The following is a 20,941-nucleotide window of genomic DNA, read 5'->3' on the forward strand; positions in this document are numbered from 1 at the left end:
TTCCGGGACCGGTCCCGGAAGGCGCCGCGCCAGCGTTGGCCCCGCAGCCGGTGCGGGACCGGTGCGGGGCCGGTCATCGGCCCGATGTGAACGGGCCTGGGCGGGCCCTGTCCGGCGGATCAAGTCCTGGGGCGCCCTTGGGTAGCCCAGGACCCCCCTGGATCTGTCCTAGTCCGCGCTCTCCAGCGTCTTCGACATGTTGACGAACCCCTTGCGTGCCGCCGCCAGTCGGCCCTTGCGTACGACCTGGAAGGTGACGTCGGCGTTGACGAGGCGGGGGAAGTCGACGGCCGCGATCATGTCCTCGAAGCGCCAGCTGAGGGTCGGGGTGAGCCCGCCGGTGGTCACCTTGAGGCCGTCGTCGAGGGCCCGCCGGACCGCGAGCGAGGACACCTCGCCGTCGCCGAGCGACTCGACGGCCTTCCTCAGCACCGTGTACGCGATCCAGGTGGTCTGCACTCCCGCGTCCGCGGGGTCGACCCGGTTGTCCCCGAAGGCGTACTTGGTGATCACCTTGCGCATCGCGTCCCAGTTCGGGTCGCTCGCGGGCGGGTACCAGCCGGTGACGGACGCGCCTTCGTACGGGCTCGACGCGCCGCCGGTGGAGTTGATGACCGACTGGTCGACGCTGCCGAGGACCGTGCCCACGCCCACCTTCGGGTAGTCCTCGCGGTCGCGCCGGAAGGAGTCCATGAAGGTGTCCGTACGGTCGCCGAGCGCGGGCACCACGCACCCGTTCCTGAGCGGGTCGGAGGTCGCGGTCTCCAGAGCCGTCCGCGTCTGCCGCGAGTACTCGGTCGCGTCGTCGGCGGCCCGCTGGTCGACGGCGGACACGTGGCCCGCCGCCTTCAGACCTGAGTCGAGCAGCACCGGAAGCTCGTCGCCCGCGATGGTGTCCGGACGTATGAGCGAGACCGGGCCACAGGCCTTGCCCAACTGCTCACCGAGGCCTGCCAGCAGCGCGGGCTCCCCGCCGTTGACGGGATAGGACAGCGGACTGGTGAACTCGTCGTCGGTGACGCCGTAGCCGCCGATGTACGGGATGCCCGCGCCCTCCAGCGGGGCGAGGAAGGAGCGGCCGTGCTGGCTGTAGGAGCCGACGACGGCGACGACGTTCTCCTTGACGGCGCGTCGGGCGCAGCCGGCGGCGTCCACGCTGTCGTTGTGGTCGTTGCAGGTCAGGATGGTGAGCTTGTGGCCGTTGATGCCGCCCTGGCTGTTGACCCAGCGGGCGTAGGTCTTGGCCATGGCGGGCATCCCGGGCTTGTTGGTCGCGGCGGTGTCCTCGGGCGCCCACGTCATGACGGTGATGGAGCCATCCCCGGAGCCTCCTATGGCGCCAGGGATGACCCCCCACACGACGGCGATCGACGCACACGCCGCCAGCGCGCCCGCGGACAGCAACGTGGCCTTGAGGGGCCGGGGGAGGACGGGGGAGGAGGTGCGCGTGCGTCGCCTGCCGGTCATGGACATGCACGATTCCGTCACACCAATAACCCGGGAGTGACCGGTGGTCGACACGAGGTGACTCAGAGGTGAATTACGGGGGCGGATGATCTGTTTTTCGCAGGGAACGTACGATCGGTGACCGTGCAAGGTTCGGAGAACTCTTCCCGTCGCGGCCGTCGCTCATCCACCATGGGCGACATGCCACTGAACGACATGCCGTGGTGGCGCTGGCGCAGCAATGTGCGCTCCGCGCTGCACATGCTTTCCGACACCGACTTCCAGCGAGGCGTCTGGCTCGCGGGCGTCGAAGGGTACGGCGACGTCACCGACGCCGTGTACCGCCTGGTCGAGGACACCTGGCTGGACAACTGGTCCGCCGAGAAATACGTCGGCACGATCTTCCGGGACTCCCAGGAGGCCGCGCTCGTCGACACCGCCGTGCTCCGCGTCCTGCGGATCATGCACCAGGTGGGACCCGACGCCCTCGTCGCCGCGTACCTCGAGCACCCGGGCTGGCCGGACGCGGTGCGCGCGGCGCGTGATGCGCACGTGCGCCTCGCGGTGAGCGACGGCGAGGACCCCGACATTCCACCGCGCACGCTCGAGGTGCTGAAGATCCTGACGCGGTCGGCGTAGGCCTGCCCGGTCCTGCGGTTGCATCGCCCTGCGGTCGCATCGGCCCTTCGGCCGTCGTCCGATCTTCGCGGTCGTCCGGCCCCGGCCCCCTGCCCCGGTCCGCCTGGCGGGACGACCGACCGTCCGAGGTGGCCGGTATGGGACGCTGTCCGGCATGAATGAGCCGTCCGTCCGCGGGGCAGCACCCGCCGCCGAGCAGTACGTCCTGACCCTCTCCTGCCCCGACAAGCAGGGAATCGTGCACGCCGTGTCGAGCTACCTCTTCATGACCGGCTGCAACATCGAGGACAGTCAGCAGTTCGGCGATCACGACACGGGACTGTTCTTCATGCGCGTCCACTTCTCGGCGGAGTCGCCGGTGACCGTGGAGAAGCTGCGCGCGAGCTTCGCGGCGATCGGCGACGCCTTCCACATGGAGTGGCAGATCCACCGGGCCGAGGACAAGATGCGGGTCGTGCTGATGGTCAGCAAGTTCGGGCACTGTCTGAACGACCTGCTCTTCCGGGCGCAGACCGGCGCGCTGCCCGTCGAGATCGCGGCCGTGGTCTCCAACCACACGGACTTCGCCGAGCTCGTGGGGTCGTACGACATTCCCTTCCACCACATCGCGGTGACGAAGGACACGAAGGCGGAGGCCGAGGCGCAGGTCCTGGAGCTGGTCCGGGCCGAGAACGTCGAACTCGTCGTCCTCGCCCGCTACATGCAGGTGCTCTCGGACGACCTGTGCAAGCAGCTCAGCGGGCGGATCATCAACATCCACCACTCCTTCCTGCCGAGCTTCAAGGGCGCGAAACCGTACCACCAGGCGCACGCCCGGGGTGTGAAGCTCATCGGTGCCACCGCGCACTACGTGACGGCCGACCTCGACGAGGGGCCGATCATCGAGCAGGAGGTCGAGCGCGTCGGCCATGGCGTGACACCGGACCAACTCGTCGCCATCGGACGCGATGTCGAATGCCAGGCGCTGGCGCGGGCGGTGAAGTGGCATGCGGAGCGCCGCATCCTGCTGAACGGGCGCCGCACGGTGGTGTTCGGGTAGGGGAGGGTCTTTCAGCCCGTCCGGCGTTTGAGGACGAGCGCGTTCGGCGCGATACGGGGGTCTGGGGGCGGAGCCCCCCAGGTACGGGACGGTAGGGGGGAGGGGGCGAGAACCCTCACGCTCACCCGGCCGCACCTACATCCGGCTCAACGACGCCGCCGCGAACAGCACATCCCTGATCGCCTCCCGGTCCCCGTCCTGCCCCGCAGCGGCCTCCTCCGGCGACACATGCCCCGCCGCCAGCCGGCAGAACTCCACACCGTCCAGCGCGACATGGGCGACCTCGCGCTCGGCGGACGCAACCGCGCCGGGAGAGTCGAGCGGGATGAGCCACTCGCCGCCACCGGAGCCCTCGATCTCCAGACGCAGGCTGCGCCCGGGCGCGCCCGCCGCGACGAGGTGGCGGGGCGCCGCCGCGGAGAGCCCCGCCCGGCGCCGCTCGGCCAGTGAGGCGGGCAGCATGCGGGCCGCCAGGTCGATCATGCCGTGCAGATGGCGCGGGGCCGGGGGGTCGTACGGATAGTCCACCGCCTCCGCGATGTCCCCCGCGTGCACCCAGCACTCGAAGGCCCGGTCCAGCATCGAGTCGCGCAACGGCAGCTCGAAGGCGCCGTACGGCACGGGCAGGCGCCCGGAGCCCCCGCCCGCGAAGGACACCGTACGGACGAGGTGGTGACTCTGCTCCCGCCAGGGCCCCCGCATGGAACGGGTGGGCGGGAAGTGCGAGGCACCCCAGTACGCCTCGGTGCGGGCCGCCGGGGTCGCCTCCTGCGGGGACTTGCCGAGCGGGTCCTCCAGGCCGAGCGCGACGGCGACAAGGCCGTCGACGGTGATCAGATGGGCGATGACCCCGGCGACGGTCGTACGACGGCTGGCGGGCTCGTCGCCCTCGAACCAGCGCAGCCGCACGGGCGCGTGCCACTCGGCGTCGGCTATGTCCTGGAGCAGCGCGTCGAGCCGCGCGGTCTCCGCGTCGTACGGAGCCGCCCAGTCGGGCACCGGAATCCGCGGCGGGCGTCGGCCGAGGCAGCCCTCCAGGACGCGGGTGCGCAGCGCAGGGTCGAGGTCGAGGCTCTCGGGCGGGTGCAACAGGCCGACGGCCTCGCGCAGTCGCAGCGCCTCGTCCGCGCAGGAGCCGCAGTCCCCGAGGTGCTCCTCGACGGCGGCCGTCTCCTGCGCCGAGCACGCGGCGAGCGCCCATGCGCCGAGCAGCGACTTCAGCACCCGGTGGTCAAGGACGAGGGGCGCGGGCGCGGGTGCGGGTACCGGCGTGGGCAGCGGCAGGCCGGTGTCCTCGACGGAGGAACGCGGCAGCGGTATGCGCGGTGGCCCTCCGGGCACGTCGTCCTGAGCGCCCTCCGGCCGGTCGGGACCTTGCGGGCCACCAGGGCCCACCGGACCGCGGAGGTCGCCTTGTCGGCCCGGCTCCCCGGGGCCGGAGGGACCGACGGCGCCACCCTCGACGCCCCTCTCCTCCGGCTTCTCGTCCCTGTCCCTGTCGCTGTCCCTGTTGTCCCTGTCCCGGTTCTGCTCGTCGAACGCCTCGAACCGGTCCGCCGCTCCGCTCACCGGGCACCCCCGTACTCGGGCGGTGCCCCGGAAGGGCCGCCGGTGTCGTGGGCGGTGGACAGGAGCTGGAGGCCGAGGCGGAGCCGGCGGCGGGCCTCGTCCTCGGTGACGCCGAGATCGGCGGCGGCCTGGCGGTAGTCACGGCGCTGGAAGTAGGCGAGCTCCAGGGCGGCCCGCAGCGGGGCGGGCATGGACGTGACGATGTAGTCGGCGCGGGCGGCCACGGAGGCGCTGCGCACCTTGCGCTCCAGCTCCTCGGTGGTGCCCCGGCCGCCTCGGGCGAGCGCGGCACTCTCCCTGGCGCGCAGCCGCTGGACCGCGAGGCGGTGGGTCAGTGTGGCGACCCAGGAACGCAGAGGACCCTGCTTGGGGTCGTATGCGTCGGGGTTCTCCCAGACGTGTGTGAACACCTCGCGCGTGATGCCGTCGGCGGCCCGCTCGTCCCCGAGCACGCGGTGGGCGAGGCCGTGCACCAGTGACGCGAAGCGGTCGTAGAGCTCACCGAGCGCGGCCGCCTCTCCGCGTGCGAGCCGCTGTTGCATCTTGCGGTCCCAGCGGGGCGGTGTGTCCTTCGTCGTCATGCGGCCCCTCACCCTGGTCGTGCCCGGCGCCTGTCCCTGTGTCCACCCTGTCTGCCCGCGTGCCTGTGCTGTGTCCAGCCTGCGCACACTCACTGTCTCGAATGTAGTCGGCACGTCGGACAGCGCACGCCCCTTTGCGGCAATGTGCGCCCCTGGGCGGTCCATGAATGGTAGGCGCCTGCCCTGGACTGCACACATTGGAACGAACGTGACCGAAATAGCTCGCTTATCGAGTGCTTTCTACCGTAGATCGACGCTTCTTCGAGCCCGGACCCGTGTTTCATGGAACGACGGCCGGGCAGTCGCGCTGAAAGGAAGCGTAGGAATCGCTTCCGTTTCCGGAGCGCGAAGCGTGCGGGCTGTGCGAGGTGTGCGGGGTGTGCGGGACGTACGAAGCGAGCGAGAGGCGTGGCGGTGACGGTGACGCTCAACGTGACTGACGGCGAAGAGGGCGAGTGGGCCGTGCTCCGGGCGTCCGGCGAGATGGACCTCGTGACGTCACCGGTGCTGCGTCAGCGGGTGCACGACGCGGTGGCCGACGGCCGTCGCAGTGTTGTCCTCGACCTTTCCGGAGTCCTCTTCTGCGACTCCAGCGGCGTCGGCGTCCTGATCGCCGCTCGCCGTCTCATCCGGTCCTGCCAGGGCCGCCTGCGCCTGATTCTGCCCGCCCAGGGGGCTGTTGACGGCTCCCACGTCAACCGGGTCCTCGCGGCCCTCGGTGTCCGCCGCCTCTTCGACGTGTATCCGGACGTCGCCGCGGCTGTCGGCGAGGAGTCGACCCCCCTGTCGGCGTGAGGTGACGCACCTGTCGGCGTGACCTGTTGTGACGCGCTCATGACCTGCCGTGAAGTGATCACGTGGTGTGAAGTCGCTTTCACTCGGCGGGAGCGCTCCGCCACACCGTTGTCCCGGAATTCTCGCAGTCTTGGTACAAGCGTCGTTTTCCCGCTCCCAGGGTGCCTCTGACGTCGTACGCTCCGTCTCAGATGCACCCTCACGTGACGTAAGGCGGCCCGAACGACATGGCCAACAGCGAGTACGAACGCAGGATCGCTGCCCGGTTCTCCGGCTTCGACCAGGACGGCAACGGCTACATCGACAGGGAGGACTTCAACGTAGCGACCAAGGCGGTCCTCGCCGAGTTCGGTACGGCGGCCCGGTCGGACAAGGGCCAGGCCCTGTACGTGGGCGCCGAGGCCTTCTGGCAGGGCATGGCAGGGATAGCGGACCGGGACGGCGACCAGCGGATCACCCGCCAGGAGTTCGTGACCGGCGCGGTCAAGCGGCTGCGCGACAACCCCGATCGCTTCGCCGAGATCGCCCGCCCCTTCCTGCACGCGGCCCTCGCCGTCGCGGACGCCGACGATGACGGCGCGGCCACCGTCGACGACACCGCGCGCGTGCTCAAGGCACTGGGCGTCCCCGAGGAGATCGCCGCCGCCGCGGCCGGCACCCTCGACACGGACGCCGACGGCCGGATCGGCGAGGTGGAGGTCGTGACCGCCTTCGCCCGCTACTTCACGGTGCCTGAGTGAATCCGTGCTTCACGGTGCCTGAGTGACCTCGTGCTTCACGGTGCCTGAGTGATTCCCTGTGAATAGCGCTCCCTGAGCTTGTACTTGAGCACTTTCCGCAAGGTCTCGTTGCGCGGAAGGGCGTCCACCACCTCCAGTTGCTCCGGCAGCTTGTGCACGGACAGCCCTTCCGTGCGCAGGTAGGACGTGATCCCGGTGAGGGTCAACTCGTCCGTCCGGGTCAACTCGTCCGCCCCCGGCGGCTGTTCGGCCATCTCGATGACGGCGCAGACCCGTTCCCCGCGTTCGGCGTCCGGCAGTCCGATCACGGCGGCGTCCCCGACGGCCGGATGCCGGTGCAGCAGATCCTCGATCTCCTTCGCGGAGATGTTCTCGCCCTTGCGGATGATGACGTCCTTCAGGCGCCCGGTGAGCACCAGGTGCCCGCTTCCGGTCAGATGCCCGACGTCGCCGGTGATCAGGAACCCGTCCGCATCGAAGGCCTCCGCCGTCTGCGTGGGGTCCAGATACCCCTGGCAGACGGCCTCCCCGCGCAGCCGCACCTCGCCGTCCACGATCCGTATCTCCATGCCCTGGGGCGGCCGTCCCTCCGTCGTCGCCAGGTTCTCCACCGAGTCGTCGGGCGACCCCATGGTGATCATCGGGACCTCGGTCATCCCGTACCCGTGGGTGAGCTGGACCTTCATCTCGCGTACGACGGTGTGGTAGACCTCGGGCGGCTTCGGCGCCCCTCCGCCCGCCAGGAGCCGCAGAGTGGGGATGAGCGGTTCCTCCGGCTGCTTGCGCTGTTCGGTGAGGAACATCGAGTAGAAGGCGGTCGATCCGCCGGCCACCGTCACGCCGTGCCTGCGGTAGTCCTCCAGGGCGGCGGGCAGCGCGAACTGCTCGAACAGCACGGCCGGGAAGCCGTACAGCAGCAGCATCACCGTGTAGTCGGGCCCGGCGATGTGCGCGTACGGGAAGGCCATCGAGCCGACGTCGTCGGCGGACAGGTGCAGGGCGTGTGCCAGGCAGGAGCCGCCCGCGATCAGTGAACGGTCGGTGTGCAGCACGCCTTTGGGGTCGGAGGTCGTGCCCGAGGTCCAGTAGATCCAGCGGACCGAGGTGCCGTCCGAGGGCGGGGCGGGGAGTACGGAGGGATCGCCGTCCGGCAGCCGGTCGTACGCCTCGAAGACGCCCTTCGCGCCGAGCCGCCGCGCCATCGCCGTGTGGTCGAAGCCGCGCCACTCGCCCGGTACGGCGAAGAACTCGGCCCTGGACTCCCGCAGTGCGAAGCCGACTTCGCGGTCCCGGTAGAACGGGATCACCGGGGACTGCACGGCGCCGAGCCGGGCCAGCGCGAAGGACAGCAGGGCGGTCTCGATCCGCGTGGGCAGCTGCCAGGCGACCACCGTGCCGGGGCGTACGCCCCTGTCGTACAGGCCCGCCGCCACCCGCTCGGCACGGTCGCGCAACTCGCCGAAGCTCAGGGCCCGGTCGCCCTGGAGGAGGACCGGCCGGTGGGGGGTGAGGTCGGCTCGGCGGGCGACCAGTTCCCAGAGGGTGCGGGAGGAACCCAGGGCGTGTGCGGTGTCGTTCACTTCGGCCCCCAGTCGATAGCTGACGGTCAGTCAGATAGCGTGCAGAGCGTATGACCCGCCGCCTTGTCGGTCCATAGGTGCGGAGCTAGCCTGCTGTCTGACGGTCCATCAGATCACCATCGGAGTGGGCAGGCATCGGAGTGGGCGGGTAATGGATCTCACGTACACGGACGAGGAGGACGACTTCCGCGCGCGGCTGCGCGAGTGGCTCGCCAAGGAGCTTCCCTCGCTGCCTCCGAAGCCGTCCCCCGACGACTGGCCGGGACGGCGCGCGTACGACCTCGGCTGGCAGCGGACGCTCTACGACGCCGGGTACGCGGGGCTGCACTGGCCCGCCGACGCGGGCGGGCGCGGGGCCACCCCGACGCAGCACCTCATCTACCTGGAGGAGACCGAAAAGGCGGGCGCACCCTACGTAGGGGCCAATTTCGTCGGGCTCCTGCACGCGGGTCCCACGATCGCGGCGGAAGGAACCCCCGAACAGCGGGCGCGCTGGTTGCCGCCCGTGCTGCGCGGTGAGGAGGTCTGGTGCCAGGGGTTCAGCGAGCCGGACGCCGGTTCGGACCTCGCGGCGCTGCGCACGCGCGCGTGGCGGGACGGCGACGACTACGTGGTGAGCGGTTCCAAGATCTGGACCTCCCATGCGGAGGTCGCCGACTGGTGCGAGCTGCTGGTCAGGACCGACCCGTCGGCGCCCAAGCACCGGGGGATCTCGTGGCTCGCGATGCCCATGGACGCGCCGGGGATCACGGTGCGCCCGCTGCGTACGCTCGCGGGCTCGACCGAGTTCGCCGAGGTCTTCCTCGACGACGTGCGGGTGCCGGTGGCGAACCGGGTCGGCGCGGAGAACGACGGCTGGCGCGTGACCATGGTGACGCTGTCGTACGAACGCGGCACCGCCTTCGTCGGCGAGGTCGTCGCCTGCCGCCGGGTGCTCGGCGAACTCGCCCGCGAGGCACACCGGAACGGCCGCTGGGACGACGACGTGCTGCGCCGCCGCCTCGGGCGGCTGAACGCCGAGTTCCGCGCGCTGTGGCGGCTCACGCAGTGGAACGTCGGCGAGTCGCAGCGAACCGGGGGAGTGCCCGGCGTCGGCGGGTCCGTCTTCAAGCTGCGGTACTCACACGCGCGGCAGGAGTTGTACGACGCCGCCGCCGAGGTGCTCGGACCCGAGTCGCTCGACCTCCGCCGCGAATGGACCCTCGACCGGCTCTCCTCCCTGTCGTACACCATCGCGGCCGGCACCTCGCAGATCCAGTCGAACATCGTGGCCGAGCGCATCCTGGGCCTTCCGAAGGGACGGTGACGTCGACCCGTGGACTTTCAACTCAGCGATGATCAACTGGCGTTGAAGGCGGGCGTACGCGAGCTGCTGACCGCGCGCTTCGGCCGCGAGGGCCTGCGGGCCGCCGTCGACGACGGGCCGGCGCTCGACCGTGCCCTGTGGCGCGAGCTCGGCGAGGCGGGTTTCTTCGCGCTGCGGCTGCCGGAGGCGGCCGGCGGCGTCGGACTGGGCCTCCCGGAGGCCGTGTTGGCCTTCGAGGAGGCCGGGCGGGTCCTGCTGCCCGGACCGCTGGTGGCCACCCATCTCGCGGCGGGCACGGTGGACGGGGCGGCCACCGGGGAGACCGTGGTGGCCGCCGTCGACGGGCAGCTGGTGGAGTGGCTGACGGAGGCCGATGTCGTACGAGGGGACGCGGCCGGCGCGGAGCCGCTGAGGTCGGTGGACCCGCTGACACCGCTGCACCGGGTGCCCGCGTCCGAGGGGGCCGACCCGGCCGACGTACTCCAAACCTCGCTCCTCACGTCCCTCCTCACCGCCGCCGAACAGCTCGGTACCGCCGCCCGTGTCGGTGAACTGGCGGTGCAACACGCCCGGACGCGTGAGCAGTTCGGGCAGCCGATCGGGGCCTTCCAGGCGGTGAAGCATCTGTGCGCACGGATGCTGGTGCGGGTGGAAGTGGCGCGCGCCGCCGTCTACGCGGCCGCCGTGACCGCCGACCCGCTGGATGTCGCGGCGGCGCGGCTGCTCGCCGACGAGGCCGCCGTGCGCGGCGCCCGGGACTGCCTACAGGTGCACGGCGGCATGGGCTTCACCTGGGAGGCAGACATTCATCTGTATCTGAAGAGGGCGTGGGTGCGGACACAACGTGCGGGTGGCGGTACGCAGAGTGAGGATGCGTTGGCGGGCGATCTGCTGGCCGGAACGGTCCGGTAGGGCCCTGCGCAGGAACGGTTCGGGAAGCGCCGGAAACGGGTGTCAAGGATCGTGGCATTTCGGAATCACGGAGCGTTGATATCGGGTTGTGTCCTAGGCGTGACTTGTCACGGCCTGGAGTCGGCGCCACGCTCCGGTACCTTGTGTGGGATGCGAGTGGTTCTGAGCTTGAGCCATGCCGGTGTTGCCCACGAGGCGGCTCCGGACCCGGCGATGCACGCCGCTCGCAGGGCAGGGCGAATCCTCGCGCCTGCCTGTTCGACTCCCCGTGGCGAGCGTCGCACAGTATCCCGCACGCGTACTCCTTCGCGCTGGAATATGCCCGAAGCGCTTGTTGGGGTGACTGTACGTCAACCATGCTGTCTCGCAAGGGAATCACGTTCCGTGATCCTTGTTCTGGTCATGCAGAAAATGGCTACGATCGTGGCCCTTGTGAGGCGCGAGGCGATGTGTCCGCCGGTTCGGATGGTGTGAGCGGTGCAGGTGCTTCAAGTGCAGTTGGAGATTCGGCCCGACCCCGCAGAGGTGGGGCGAGCCCGGAGGTGGGCGCGTTCGCGGCTTGCCGGATCCGGGATAGAGGCTGATGAGCCGCTCGCCGAGACGCTGATCCTGCTCGTCTCCGAACTCGTGACCAACGCCGTGGTGCACACGGGCTGCTCCGCCGTGCTGCGGCTGTCCCTGCCGGACGGGGCGGAGGTCACCACCGTCCGCCTGGAGGTGGCCGACTCCAGCACCCGGCCCCCGATCCCCCGGCATGCCGACGGCGAGGAGACCAACGGCCGCGGCCTGGAGCTCGTCGACGGCCTCGCGGACCGCTGGGGCTGGTGCCCCGAGGGCGCCGGCAAGCGCATCTGGGTCGAGGTGGACCGCTGTACGTCGGCTGAGGCGGCGGGGGCCACGTATCCGGGCTACGAGGACTTCGTGTACGAGGCGGTCTAGGGCGCCTGTCTGACAATTCCCGTCTGCCCCGCGACGCCATGCACGCACTCTCGCCGCACCGGGCGCAGATCCAAGTACGTCCAGTACGAGGCTCTACGCCCGGCACGCCGAGAGCACGCACCTGACGCCGCGAGGCCGCCCTCCGGGCGACGACGGGAATTGTCAGACAGGCCCTCGGGCGCAGGAGGCCGGGCCCCTCGGTGTGGGTTCGCGCGGGTATGCACAGGCGCTTTTTCCGTGGCATATGTGCATGGATGCTGCCGTCGTGGCTTCGGGGGTGGCCGAATGCGCCGGGCCGTGCTTCTGTGCGCGCCTTAATGAATAGGGCATAAGTGATAAATCACCGAACGGGTGTTGACGTGACGTGTCCGTTTGATCACGCTTGTTGTCAGCGACTCGCCGCGAGGGGACGGTAAGGGTTCCGGTGACGGGAGCCCTCGCCGAGTGCGGGTCGTGACTCGGCGCCAGCTCCTGCGGGGCAGCGGGAGCAGGGCGGGTGCGCCGGAGCCGGATGGCGGTGCGCGGTGCCGCGCTCGGGGCGAGCAGGAGCGCGCCGCCAGCCGGCGCTCGGGTGCGGTGCCGATGCGCTGCCATGGGCGCCGGCTACAGCACCGCCACGGGTGCCACCGGCGTCCCCGTGCCGCCGACGAACGGCTCGGGCATCGCGGACAGCAGGAACGCGTACCGCCCCTCTTCTCCACAGGCTGTGGACAACTCTTCGAGATTCCAGTTCTGGCCCTGCAGCATCCCCATCTCGACCAGGTCGAGCGCGTGCACGGGCAGCCACAGGTTCTCGATCTCGGGCGGGAAGATCTCGAAGGTGAGGGTGTCGTTGGCGACGGCGGCGACATCGCGCGTGTGGAACCACTCCGGGGTGCGGACGGAGAGACCGGGCGAGGGGTACCCGTAACCCTGCTTGTCGCCCGCGAGATACACCTGGACCTGGCCCGTCCGTACGAGGACGATGTCGCCCGCCCGTACCCGCGTACCCGCCAACTCCTCGGCCGCTTCCAGGTCTTCGGGTGTCACGGCATGGCCGCCGTCGAGCCGGCCCTGGCCCCGCGCACGCGCGACGTCGAGCAGTACACCCCGGGAGACGATGTGCCGCGGTTTGTCGATCCCACTGAACTCGGCGCCGCCGTGCGGGGTGATCGTGCCGGCCGGGCGGCCGTTGTAGAGCTTCCCGGAGTGCGAGACGTGGGTGAGGGCGTCCCAGTGGGTCGCCGCCTGGAGGCCCATCGTCACGACGTCGTCGCTGCACGCGACGGTGCCGGGGCCGAAGAGTTCCTGGTTGATCTGCACCATGACGTGCAGGGGGTTGACCCGACCGGGGATCAGGCCGGTCTGCACGCCGTCCTGCTGGAGGGGGAGCGCGAGGGGAACGCGCCGGCCGGTGCGGACGGTGGCGGCGGCCTCGCGTACGACCTCGTCGGTGATCAGATTGAGGGTCCCGATCTCGTCGTCGGCGCCCCAACGCCCCCAATTGTTGACGCGTTTGGCGATGTCATGGAACTCCGGGTGAAGCGTCGGCGGTGACATGAGTCCTCCCGGGGGCTTGTCTCCAGGTATCTGACGGGTCGTAGAATCCAGTTGAATCTAACGGACCGTCAGAAACCGCGGGAAGGGGCCGGGTGTGGGGAACTTCCTGGCAGGCAAGGTCATCGCCGTCACGGGGGCCGGGCGGGGCATCGGACGCGCGGTCGCGCTGGCCGCGGCGGCCGAGGGCTCGCGGGTCGTCGTCAACGACTACGGGGTGTCCGTAGAGGGGGGCCGGCCGACGAGTTCGATCGCCGAAGCCGTGGTCAAGGAGATCGAAGCGGCGGGCGGGGACGCGGTCGCGGTGGCCGACGACATCTCGACGATGACGGGCGGCAGGCGGGTCGTCGACGCGGCGCTGACGTCGTACGGACGGCTCGACGGTGTCGTGTGCGTCGCCGGGATCCTCCGCGAGCGGATGCTCTTCAACATGTCCGAGGAGGAGTGGGACCCGGTCATCGCGACCCATCTGAAGGGCACGTTCACGGTCTTCCGGGCCGCGTCGGCGGTGATGCGCAAACAGGGTTCGGGGACGCTGATCGGTTTCACCAGCGGCAACCACCAGGGGTCCGTCTCCCAGGCCAACTACAGCGCCGCCAAGGGCGGGATCATCTCCCTGGTCCGCAGCGCGGCGCTGGGGCTGTACAAGTACGGGGTGACGGCGAACGCGGTCGCGCCCGTCGCGCGTACCCGCATGTCGGCCGGCGTCCCCATGGAGCTGACCGAGATCGGCGAGCCGGAGGACGTGGCCGCGCTGGTGGTGTACCTGCTCTCCGAGCGGGCGCGCGAGGCACGCATCACCGGGCAGGTCTACACGGTCGCCGGGCCCAAGATCGCGGTGTGGGCGCAGCCCCGGGAGCTACGGGCGGCGTACGCGGAAGGCTCCTGGACTCCCGAGCGGATCGCGGAGCTGCTGCCGGGGACGGTGGGAGTGGATCCGATGCCGCTGCTGGAGCGGGTGGAGGCGATGGCCCGGGCTGCGGCGGAGAAGGGGCGGCCGAACCGGTGAGGGTGCCATCCGAGGTCAGGGGATTGCCTTGTGAGTCGGGCGGGAGGGGCGCGCGTGGAGTTCGGATTCGGGGCTGAGGACGAGGTCTTTCGTGGTGAGGCGCGGGGCTGGCTGGAGGCGCACATCGGTGGCGACCCGGCCCGCTCCGGCTGGGAGCGGGAACTTGGCCGGGACGGCTGGATCGGGCTCGGCTGGAGCGAGGGCGGGTACGGCAACCGGCGCGCGAGTCTCACCCAACAGGTCGTCTGGGCCGAGGAGTACGCCCGCGCCAAGGCGCCGCCCCGGTCGGGCCACATCGGCGAGAACCTGCTGGCGCCGACCCTCATCGCCCATGGCACGGACGAGCAGAAGGCCCGCTTCCTGCCGCCCGTCGCCCGCGGCGAGGAACTCTGGTGCCAGGGTTACAGCGAGCCCGGCGCGGGTTCGGACCTGGCGGGGATACGGACAACTGCCGTATGGGACACGGGGGGTGGCCGCGGCAAGAGGGATGGGCCCGGTGGGTCGTACCGCCTAACGGGTCAGAAGATCTGGACGTCCCTCGCCCACGAGGCGGACTGGTGTTTCGTCCTGGCTCGTACGCGGCCGGAGTCGACGCGTCACCACGGTCTGACCTTCCTCCTCGTGCCGATGGACCAGCCGGGCCGGATCGAGGTCCGCCCGATCCGGCAACTGACCGGTACCAGCGAGTTCAACGAGGTCTTCTTCGACGGAGCCGTCGCGCGGGCCGAGCATGTCGTGGGCGGTGAGGGCAACGGCTGGCGCGTGGCGATGAGCCTGCTCGGTTACGAGCGCGGTGTCTCCATGCTGGCCCAACAGATCGGTTTTGCCGAGGAGTTGGGGCGGGTGGTGGAGGCGGCGGTGGCGAACGGCACGGCCGCCGATCCGGTCGTACGCGATCTCCTCGTACGCCAGTGGGCGGAGCTGCGGACGATGCGGTGGAACGCGCTGCGGACGCTGGGGGGTTCGGGTGACGGGCAGGGCGCGGCGGGTGCCCCCAGCGTGGCCAAGCTGCTGTGGGGGCGGTGGCATCAGCGGCTCGGTGAGCTGGCGGTACGGGTGCGGGGTGCCGGAGCCGCGGTGGGTCCCGCGGACTGGTCGACGGCGTCGCCGTACGAACTGGACGCGTTCCAGCACCTGTTCCTGTTCAGCCGGGCCGACACGATCTACGGCGGCTCCGACGAGATCCAGCGCACGATCATCGCCGAGCGGGTGCTCGGACTGCCGAAGGAACCCAGGGGACAGGGAGGTTGAGCGATGCGGGGCGATACGCGGGGCGCGATGCGGGGCGTGATCTTCGACGGTAAGCAGACCGAGGTCGTGGACGATCTGGAGATTCGGGATCCAGGACCCGGTGAGGTGCTGGTCGCGATCTCCGCGGCCGGGCTGTGCCACAGCGACCTGTCCGTGGTGGACGGGACCATACCGTTCCCCGTTCCTGTGGTGCTGGGGCATGAGGGTGCGGGGATTGTGGCGGCGGTTGGTGTGGGAGTCACCCATGTCCAGCCCGGTGACCATGTGTCGCTGTCCACGCTCGCCAACTGCGGGACCTGCGCCGAGTGCGACCGGGGCAGACCGACGATGTGCCGCAAGGCGATCGGGAGGCCGCAGCAGCCGTTCACCCGGCGCGGCCGGCCCCTCTACCAGTTCGCGGCCAACTCGGCCTTCGCGGAACGGACGTTGGTGAAGGCGGTCCAGGCGGTCCGTATCCCCGACGAGATCCCCCTGCAGTCCGCCGCCCTCATCGGGTGCGGGGTCCTCACGGGGGTGGGCGCCGTGCTCAACCGCGCACGGGTGGACCGGGGCGACACCGTCCTGGTGATCGGCGCGGGCGGCATCGGACTCAACGTCATCCAGGGCGCGCGGATCGCGGGCGCCCTGAAGATCGTCGCGGTCGATTCCAATCCGGCGAAGGAAGCCCTGGCCCGCCAGTTCGGCGCGACCCACTTCCTGACCTCGACAGACGGCGTCAAGGACATCCTCCCCACCGGCGCGAACCACGCCTTCGAGTGCGTCGGCCGCGTCGAACTCATCCGCCACGCCATCGACCTACTGGACCGCCACGGCCAGGCGGTACTCCTCGGCGTCCCCCCTTCCGCCGCCGAGGCCTCCTTCCTCGTCTCCTCCATGTACCTCGACAAGTCCATCCTCGGCTGCCGCTACGGGTCTTCACGCCCACAACGCGACATCGCCCTGTACGCGAACCTCTACCGCGAGGGCCGCCTCCTCCTGGACGAGCTGGTGACGGCGACGTATCCGGTGGAGGACTTCGAGAAGGCGGCGGAGGACGCGCGCGGGGGGCGGGTGGCGCGGGCGGTACTGACGTTCTAGATGCTCAACCTCTGTTGTACAGAAGGTCGTTGTCGACGGCCGGTATGCCGGAGGCGATTGCGGACTGGAAGGTGCGCCGGTATGCGGTGGGGGTGACGCCGAGCGCTGCCTGTAGGTGCTGGCGCATCGACTGGGCCGTGCCGAAGCCGGCTTCGCGGGCCACCTGGTCGACGGACAGGGCGCTGGACTCCAGCAACTGGCGGGCCCGTTCGACGCGTTGCTGGGTGAGCCACTGGCCGGGGCTGACGCCGACCTCCTCGCGGAAGCGGCGGGTGAAGGTCCGTACGGACATCGACTCCTGCTCGGCCATGTCGCGCAGTTGGATCGGCTCGTCCAGGCGGCCGATGGCCCAGGCGCGGGCCGCCGTCGTGGTGGCCGCCTGCGCCTCCGGTACCGGGCGCTGGATGTACTGCGCCTGGCCGCCGTCGCGGTGCGGCGGTACGACGGTGCGGCGGGCCACGTCGTTGGCGACGGCGGTGCCGTGGTCGCGGCGTACGAGATGGAGGCACAGGTCGATGCCGGCCGCGACACCGGCGGAGGTGAGGACATCCCCGTCGTCGACGAAGAGCACGTCGGCGTCGACCCTGACCTTCGGGAAGAGCTCCTGGAAGTGCTCCGCGTGCATCCAGTGCGTGGTGGCCGGGCGGCCGTCGAGATAGCCCGCCGCGGCGAGCACGTATCCGCCCGTGCAGATGGAGACGAGGCGGGTACCGGGGCGGATGTGGGCGAGGGCGGCGGCCAGTTCGGGGGTGAGCACGCCCTCGTCGTGGACGGGGCCCAGCTCGTACGAGGCGGGGATGACGACCGTGTCGGCGGTGGCCAGCGCCTCGGGGCCCTTTCCGACCAGGACGGCGAAGTCGGCGTCGGTCTCGACGGGGCCCGGCGGGCGGATCGAGCAGGTGAGGATCTCGTACAGGTGGCGGCCGTCCGCGTCGCGCGCCTTGCCGAAGATGCGTTGCGGGATGCCGAGTTCAAAGGGCAGTAGGCCGTCGAGGGCGAGGACGACCACGCGGTGCCGGGTGGGTGCCTGCTGCCGGGACGTCTCGTACAGGGGTGTCTGCCGGTCTGCCATGGCTCGATCCTAGCGAATGCTGTCCTTCGGGCCACTCGTTCGCGGAGATCGCAGGCCCGAAGCTCTATGACGTGACCCAGACGACCGACTCCACCGACGCCGACCCGGCGGATGCCATCCACTCCACCGACGCCGCCGACTCGATGTCCTCGACGGATCCGACGGACTCGACGACGGACTCGATGGACGCGACCGACGGGGGCGACGTGACCGACGCCGCCGACTCGACCCACTCCGCTGACGCCACAGACTCCGCTGGCACCACCGAGACTGCTGACGCCATCGAGATCGGTGACCAGGCTCGTACCGCCAAGCAAGTTCGTACCGCCAAGGAAGCTCGTACCAGCAAACAGCACCGCATCCACCGTGCGTGGTTCGTCGCTGCCGTCACCTTCGTGACGATCATCGGCGCGGCGGCCTTCCGCTCGTTGCCGGGGCTGCTGATCGATCCACTGCACGAGGACTTCGAATGGTCGCGCGGCACGATCGGCGCGGCGGTGTCGATCAACCTCGCGCTGTACGGGCTGACGGCGCCGTTCGCCGCCGCGCTGATGGACCGCTTCGGGATACGGCGGGTGGTCGCGGTCGCCCTGACCGTCATCGCGCTCGGCTCGGGGCTGACGGTGTGGATGACGGCGGTCTGGCAGTTGCTGCTGTGCTGGGGACTGCTGGTGGGGCTCGGGTCCGGCTCGATGGCGCTCGCCTTCGCGGCGACGGTCACGAACCGCTGGTTCACGGAGAAGCGCGGCCTGGTGACGGGCATCCTCACGGCGGCCTCGGCCTCCGGCCAGTTGATCTTTCTGCCGCTGCTGTCGTGGATCGTGACGCATCACAACTGGCGGCCCGCGGCCGTGACGGTGTCCCTCGCGGCTCTCGCGGTGGTCCCCTTCGTCTGGCTGCTGCTGCGGGACCACCCGGCGGACGTGGGTCAGAAGCCCTACGGGGCAACGGAGTTCGTGGAGAAGCCCGCCCCCGTGCCGGGCGCCGCCCGCCGCGCGGTGACCGTCCTCCTCTCCGCCGTCCGCACCGGACCCTTCTGGCTGCTCGCCGGTACCTTCGCGATCTGCGGTGCCTCGACGAACGGCCTGATCCAGACGCACTTCGTACCCGCCGCCCACGACCACGGCATGCCGATCACCGCGGCGGCCTCGCTCCTCGCCGTCATCGGCGTCTTCGACGTCATCGGAACGGTGGCCTCCGGCTGGTTCGCCGACCGCTACGACCCGCGCCGCCTGCTGGCGGTCTACTACGCGCTGCGCGGCGTCTCGCTCCTCTTCCTGCCGATACTGCTGTACCCGACCGTGCACCCGCCGATGATCTTCTTCATCGTCTTCTACGGCCTCGACTGGGTCGCCACGGTCCCGCCCACTCTGGCCCTGTGCCGGGAGCAGTACGGCGAGGACAGCGCCATCGTCTTCGGCTGGGTCCTCGCCTCGCACCAGATCGGCGCCGCCCTCGTCGCCTTCCTCGGCGGCGTCGCGCGGGACGTGTTCGGCGAGTACGACGTGGTCTGGTACGCGTCGGGAGCACTGTGCGCGGTGGCGGCGCTGATGGCGCTGGTCATCCGGCGCCGGCCCGTGCGTGCGACGCCCCTGCTGGCGGCCTGACGGCGCCCGGTGCCTTCGGACGTGACGCCCTCAGACGAACCGCCCCTTGTGGAACAACAGCGGTGCCGCCTCGTCGTTGCCCGTGCCCAGCGCCTCCACCCGCCCCACCACGATCAGGTGGTCCCCACCCGTGTGCACCGCGTGGATCGTGCAGTCGATCCAGGCGGTGGCGTCCACGAGGCGGGGCGAGCCGGTGACAGGCGCCGCGTCGAACGCGACCCCGGCGAACTTGTCCCCGCCGCGCACCGCGAACCCGCGGCACAACTCGCCCTGGTGCGACCCCAGTACGTTGACGCAGAAGACGCCGGCACGGGCGATCCGCGGCCAGGTCGACGACGTACGGCCGACCATGAAGCAGATCAGCGGAGGGTCGAGCGAGAGGGAGGAGAACGACTGGCAGGCGAAGCCGGCCGGGCCCCTTCCTGCACCACGGCTGTTGGAGTCCTCGGTCGCGGGCGCCGTGACGACGGTCACCCCGGTCGCGAAGTTCCCCAGTACGCGGCGGAATTCGGCCTGGTCGACCGGTGCCCGCTCGTCGTCCGCGACCGCCCGGAGCTCCGGGCGCGGCAGCGCTTCGACGGGCTCCGCGACCGTGGGCGCCCCGACCGACCTGAGGTATCGGACAGCGGTGGCCGCCATCCCTGCGTGTCCCATCACGCCCCCCATTGAAGCTGACGGATCGTCAGAAGTGAATGCCGTGAGCAATACCGTGAGCGGTACTGAGCAATGCCGTGAGCAATACCGTGAGCGGTACTGTGAGCAATGCGGTGAGCAATGCCGTGAGCCGTCTCGGTCAACGCCCCCGGTAGTGCGGTTCCCGCCGCTCCACGAAACTCGCGACCCCCTCGTTCGCATCCGCCGTCGTCATGTTGATCTCCTGCGCGGCGGCCTCGGCGGCGAAAGCCGTCCCGCGGTCGCTGTCCAGGGATGCGTTGACCAGCTGTTTGGTGAGGGCGAGCGCGCGGGTCGGGCCGGTGGCGAGGCGCTCGGACCACTCTCGGGCAGTCTTCTCCAACTCCTGCGCCCGTACGACCTTGTTGACCAGGCCGAGCCGCTCCGCGTCCGTGGCGGTGAGCGCGTCGCCGAAGAACATCAGCTCCTTGGCGCGCTGCGGACCGATCAGACGGGGCAGGAGATACGCACCACCGCCGTCCGGGACGAGGCCGCGCCGTACGAACACCTCGATGAACCGGGCCGAATCCGCGGCGAGTACGAGATCACACGCGAACGCCAGGTGCGCGCCGATCCCGGCCGCCGTGCCGTTCACCGCCGCGATCACCGGCTTCTCGCAGTCGAAAACGGCGGCGATGAGCCGCTGGGCGCCGAGGCGGATCGTACGGGCGATGTCGCCCGGCACCCGTTCCCCGGCCGGCGCGCCCCCGCGCAGGTCCGCGCCCGCGCAGAATCCGCGGCCCGTCCCCCTGATGACGACAGCCCGCACGTCCGGGTCGGCGGAGGCTTCCGCGAGCAGTGCGATCACCCGTTCCCGCTGGTCCCAGGTGAGAGCGTTCATCGCCTCGGGCCGGTTGAGGGTGATCCACGCGACGGCATTGTCAGTGGCGTGAAGTATCAATGAGTCGAGGGACTTTTCGGGAGATACATGGGGGGAGTCGGACATGGGGGTACTCCGTTTCGTACGAGGAGTGGTGGGCTTTTTCGTACGAGGAGCGGTGGGGTTGTCGCGAGGAACAGGGGGGTTGTCGAGGTTGTCGAAAGGGGCAGTGGGTTCTGTACGAGGAGCAGTGGACCTCCGGCGCGGGAGGTGCGGGTCGCGCAGGAGGCCCACGGGTCCTGTACGAGGAACAGTGGGCCTCCGGCGCGGCAGGCGCCGGTCGCGCGGCAG

The 20,941-nt window shown here is 70.4% G+C and carries 19 protein-coding genes; 11 read left to right on the forward strand and 8 right to left on the reverse strand.

The window, feature by feature from the left end; translation table 11 throughout:
* Positions 1-168: 168 nt before the first annotated feature.
* Positions 169-1,467, reverse strand: coding sequence for an ABC transporter substrate-binding protein (locus ACFWP7_RS15940; RefSeq protein WP_384382011.1), 1,299 nt, complete (start codon positions 1,465-1,467; stop codon positions 169-171).
* 117 nt (positions 1,468-1,584) lie between these two features.
* Between ACFWP7_RS15940 and ACFWP7_RS15945 the strand changes: the two genes are divergently transcribed.
* Both ACFWP7_RS15945 and purU read left to right on the forward strand, forming a co-directional pair.
* Entirely contained in the window at positions 1,585-2,085 is a 501-nt protein-coding gene (locus ACFWP7_RS15945) for a hypothetical protein (RefSeq protein WP_384381785.1), read from the forward strand.
* 154 nt (positions 2,086-2,239) lie between these two features.
* On the forward strand, positions 2,240-3,124 hold the full coding sequence (gene purU, locus ACFWP7_RS15950) for a formyltetrahydrofolate deformylase (RefSeq protein ID WP_384381787.1): 885 nt from the start codon (positions 2,240-2,242) through the stop codon (positions 3,122-3,124).
* A gap of 135 nt (positions 3,125-3,259) precedes the next feature.
* Here the strand turns inward: purU and ACFWP7_RS15955 are convergent, their stop codons facing one another.
* Together ACFWP7_RS15955 and ACFWP7_RS15960 are read right to left on the reverse strand one after the other, a co-directional pair.
* Positions 3,260-4,519: a maleylpyruvate isomerase N-terminal domain-containing protein gene (locus ACFWP7_RS15955; RefSeq protein WP_384382013.1), complete on the reverse strand. Its 1,260-nt coding sequence runs from the start codon at positions 4,517-4,519 to the stop codon at positions 3,260-3,262.
* Positions 4,520-4,689: 170 nt separating this feature from the next.
* Positions 4,690-5,274, reverse strand: a complete 585-nt coding sequence (locus tag ACFWP7_RS15960) for a sigma-70 family RNA polymerase sigma factor (RefSeq protein ID WP_384381789.1) — start codon at positions 5,272-5,274, stop codon at positions 4,690-4,692.
* 414 nt (positions 5,275-5,688) lie between these two features.
* Here ACFWP7_RS15960 and ACFWP7_RS15965 point away from each other — a divergent pair, with 414 nt between their 5' ends.
* On the forward strand, positions 5,689-6,069 hold the full coding sequence (locus ACFWP7_RS15965) for an STAS domain-containing protein (protein ID WP_384381791.1): 381 nt from the start codon (positions 5,689-5,691) through the stop codon (positions 6,067-6,069).
* 227 nt (positions 6,070-6,296) lie between these two features.
* Positions 6,297-6,809, forward strand: a complete 513-nt coding sequence (locus ACFWP7_RS15970) for an EF-hand domain-containing protein (protein WP_384381793.1) — start codon at positions 6,297-6,299, stop codon at positions 6,807-6,809.
* A gap of 35 nt (positions 6,810-6,844) precedes the next feature.
* Here the strand turns inward: ACFWP7_RS15970 and ACFWP7_RS15975 are convergent, their stop codons facing one another.
* Positions 6,845-8,389 (reverse strand): class I adenylate-forming enzyme family protein, encoded by a 1,545-nt coding sequence (locus ACFWP7_RS15975; protein ID WP_384381795.1) that lies wholly within the window; start codon positions 8,387-8,389, stop codon positions 6,845-6,847.
* Positions 8,390-8,540: 151 nt separating this feature from the next.
* On the opposite strand from ACFWP7_RS15975, the gene ACFWP7_RS15980 reads away from it, so the two are divergent.
* The 3 genes from ACFWP7_RS15980 (at position 8,541) to ACFWP7_RS15990 (ending at position 11,546) form a co-directional block, all read left to right on the forward strand.
* Entirely contained in the window at positions 8,541-9,695 is a 1,155-nt protein-coding gene (locus ACFWP7_RS15980) for an acyl-CoA dehydrogenase (protein WP_384381797.1), read from the forward strand.
* 9 nt (positions 9,696-9,704) lie between these two features.
* Complete coding sequence (locus ACFWP7_RS15985; RefSeq protein ID WP_384381799.1) at positions 9,705-10,607, forward strand: acyl-CoA dehydrogenase family protein; 903 nt, start codon at positions 9,705-9,707, stop codon at positions 10,605-10,607.
* A 492-nt stretch (positions 10,608-11,099) separates the two neighbouring features.
* Positions 11,100-11,546, forward strand: a complete 447-nt coding sequence (locus ACFWP7_RS15990; protein WP_384381801.1) for an ATP-binding protein — start codon at positions 11,100-11,102, stop codon at positions 11,544-11,546.
* A 603-nt stretch (positions 11,547-12,149) separates the two neighbouring features.
* On the opposite strand, the gene ACFWP7_RS15995 is transcribed toward ACFWP7_RS15990, so the two are convergent.
* Entirely contained in the window at positions 12,150-13,085 is a 936-nt protein-coding gene (locus ACFWP7_RS15995; protein ID WP_384381803.1) for a cyclase family protein, read from the reverse strand.
* Between the two features lie 94 nt (positions 13,086-13,179).
* On the opposite strand from ACFWP7_RS15995, the gene ACFWP7_RS16000 reads away from it, so the two are divergent.
* Genes ACFWP7_RS16000 through ACFWP7_RS16010 form a run of 3 tightly spaced genes read left to right on the forward strand, consistent with a single transcriptional unit; the run spans position 13,180 to position 16,419 of the window.
* Positions 13,180-14,091 (forward strand): SDR family NAD(P)-dependent oxidoreductase, encoded by a 912-nt coding sequence (locus tag ACFWP7_RS16000; protein WP_384381805.1) that lies wholly within the window; start codon positions 13,180-13,182, stop codon positions 14,089-14,091.
* Positions 14,092-14,145: 54 nt separating this feature from the next.
* Positions 14,146-15,342, forward strand: coding sequence for an acyl-CoA dehydrogenase family protein (locus ACFWP7_RS16005; protein WP_384381807.1), 1,197 nt, complete (start codon positions 14,146-14,148; stop codon positions 15,340-15,342).
* A 27-nt stretch (positions 15,343-15,369) separates the two neighbouring features.
* Positions 15,370-16,419: a Zn-dependent alcohol dehydrogenase gene (locus ACFWP7_RS16010; RefSeq protein ID WP_384382015.1), complete on the forward strand. Its 1,050-nt coding sequence runs from the start codon at positions 15,370-15,372 to the stop codon at positions 16,417-16,419.
* Positions 16,420-16,423: 4 nt separating this feature from the next.
* Here the strand turns inward: ACFWP7_RS16010 and ACFWP7_RS16015 are convergent, their stop codons facing one another.
* Positions 16,424-17,491: a GlxA family transcriptional regulator gene (locus tag ACFWP7_RS16015; protein ID WP_384381809.1), complete on the reverse strand. Its 1,068-nt coding sequence runs from the start codon at positions 17,489-17,491 to the stop codon at positions 16,424-16,426.
* Between the two features lie 71 nt (positions 17,492-17,562).
* Here ACFWP7_RS16015 and ACFWP7_RS16020 point away from each other — a divergent pair, with 71 nt between their 5' ends.
* Positions 17,563-19,098, forward strand: coding sequence for an MFS transporter (locus ACFWP7_RS16020; protein ID WP_384381811.1), 1,536 nt, complete (start codon positions 17,563-17,565; stop codon positions 19,096-19,098).
* A gap of 30 nt (positions 19,099-19,128) precedes the next feature.
* Here the strand turns inward: ACFWP7_RS16020 and ACFWP7_RS16025 are convergent, their stop codons facing one another.
* Both ACFWP7_RS16025 and ACFWP7_RS16030 read right to left on the reverse strand, forming a co-directional pair.
* Positions 19,129-19,752 (reverse strand): flavin reductase family protein, encoded by a 624-nt coding sequence (locus ACFWP7_RS16025; protein WP_384382017.1) that lies wholly within the window; start codon positions 19,750-19,752, stop codon positions 19,129-19,131.
* A 139-nt stretch (positions 19,753-19,891) separates the two neighbouring features.
* Positions 19,892-20,716 (reverse strand): enoyl-CoA hydratase/isomerase family protein, encoded by an 825-nt coding sequence (locus ACFWP7_RS16030; RefSeq protein ID WP_384381813.1) that lies wholly within the window; start codon positions 20,714-20,716, stop codon positions 19,892-19,894.
* Between the last annotated feature and the right edge of the window lie 225 nt (positions 20,717-20,941).

It is taken from the genome of Streptomyces sp. NPDC058470, from assembly GCF_042721055.1.
Lineage (GTDB): Bacteria > Actinomycetota > Actinomycetes > Streptomycetales > Streptomycetaceae > Streptomyces.

Bases quoted from the DNA above. Each gene is read 5' to 3' on its own strand.
- ACFWP7_RS16010 (WP_384382015.1), top strand. From the start codon at position 15,370: ATGCGGGGCGTGATCTTCGACGGTAAGCAGACCGAGGTCGTGGACGAT.
- ACFWP7_RS15960 (WP_384381789.1), bottom strand. From the start codon at position 5,274: ATGACGACGAAGGACACACCGCCCCGCTGGGACCGCAAGATGCAACAG.
- ACFWP7_RS15995 (WP_384381803.1), bottom strand. From the start codon at position 13,085: ATGTCACCGCCGACGCTTCACCCGGAGTTCCATGACATCGCCAAACGC.
- ACFWP7_RS15970 (WP_384381793.1), top strand. From the start codon at position 6,297: ATGGCCAACAGCGAGTACGAACGCAGGATCGCTGCCCGGTTCTCCGGC.
- purU (WP_384381787.1), top strand. From the start codon at position 2,240: ATGAATGAGCCGTCCGTCCGCGGGGCAGCACCCGCCGCCGAGCAGTAC.
- ACFWP7_RS15980 (WP_384381797.1), top strand. From the start codon at position 8,541: ATGGATCTCACGTACACGGACGAGGAGGACGACTTCCGCGCGCGGCTG.
- ACFWP7_RS16030 (WP_384381813.1), bottom strand. From the start codon at position 20,716: ATGTCCGACTCCCCCCATGTATCTCCCGAAAAGTCCCTCGACTCATTG.
- ACFWP7_RS16025 (WP_384382017.1), bottom strand. From the start codon at position 19,752: ATGGGACACGCAGGGATGGCGGCCACCGCTGTCCGATACCTCAGGTCG.
- ACFWP7_RS15940 (WP_384382011.1), bottom strand. From the start codon at position 1,467: ATGACCGGCAGGCGACGCACGCGCACCTCCTCCCCCGTCCTCCCCCGG.
- ACFWP7_RS16015 (WP_384381809.1), bottom strand. From the start codon at position 17,491: ATGGCAGACCGGCAGACACCCCTGTACGAGACGTCCCGGCAGCAGGCA.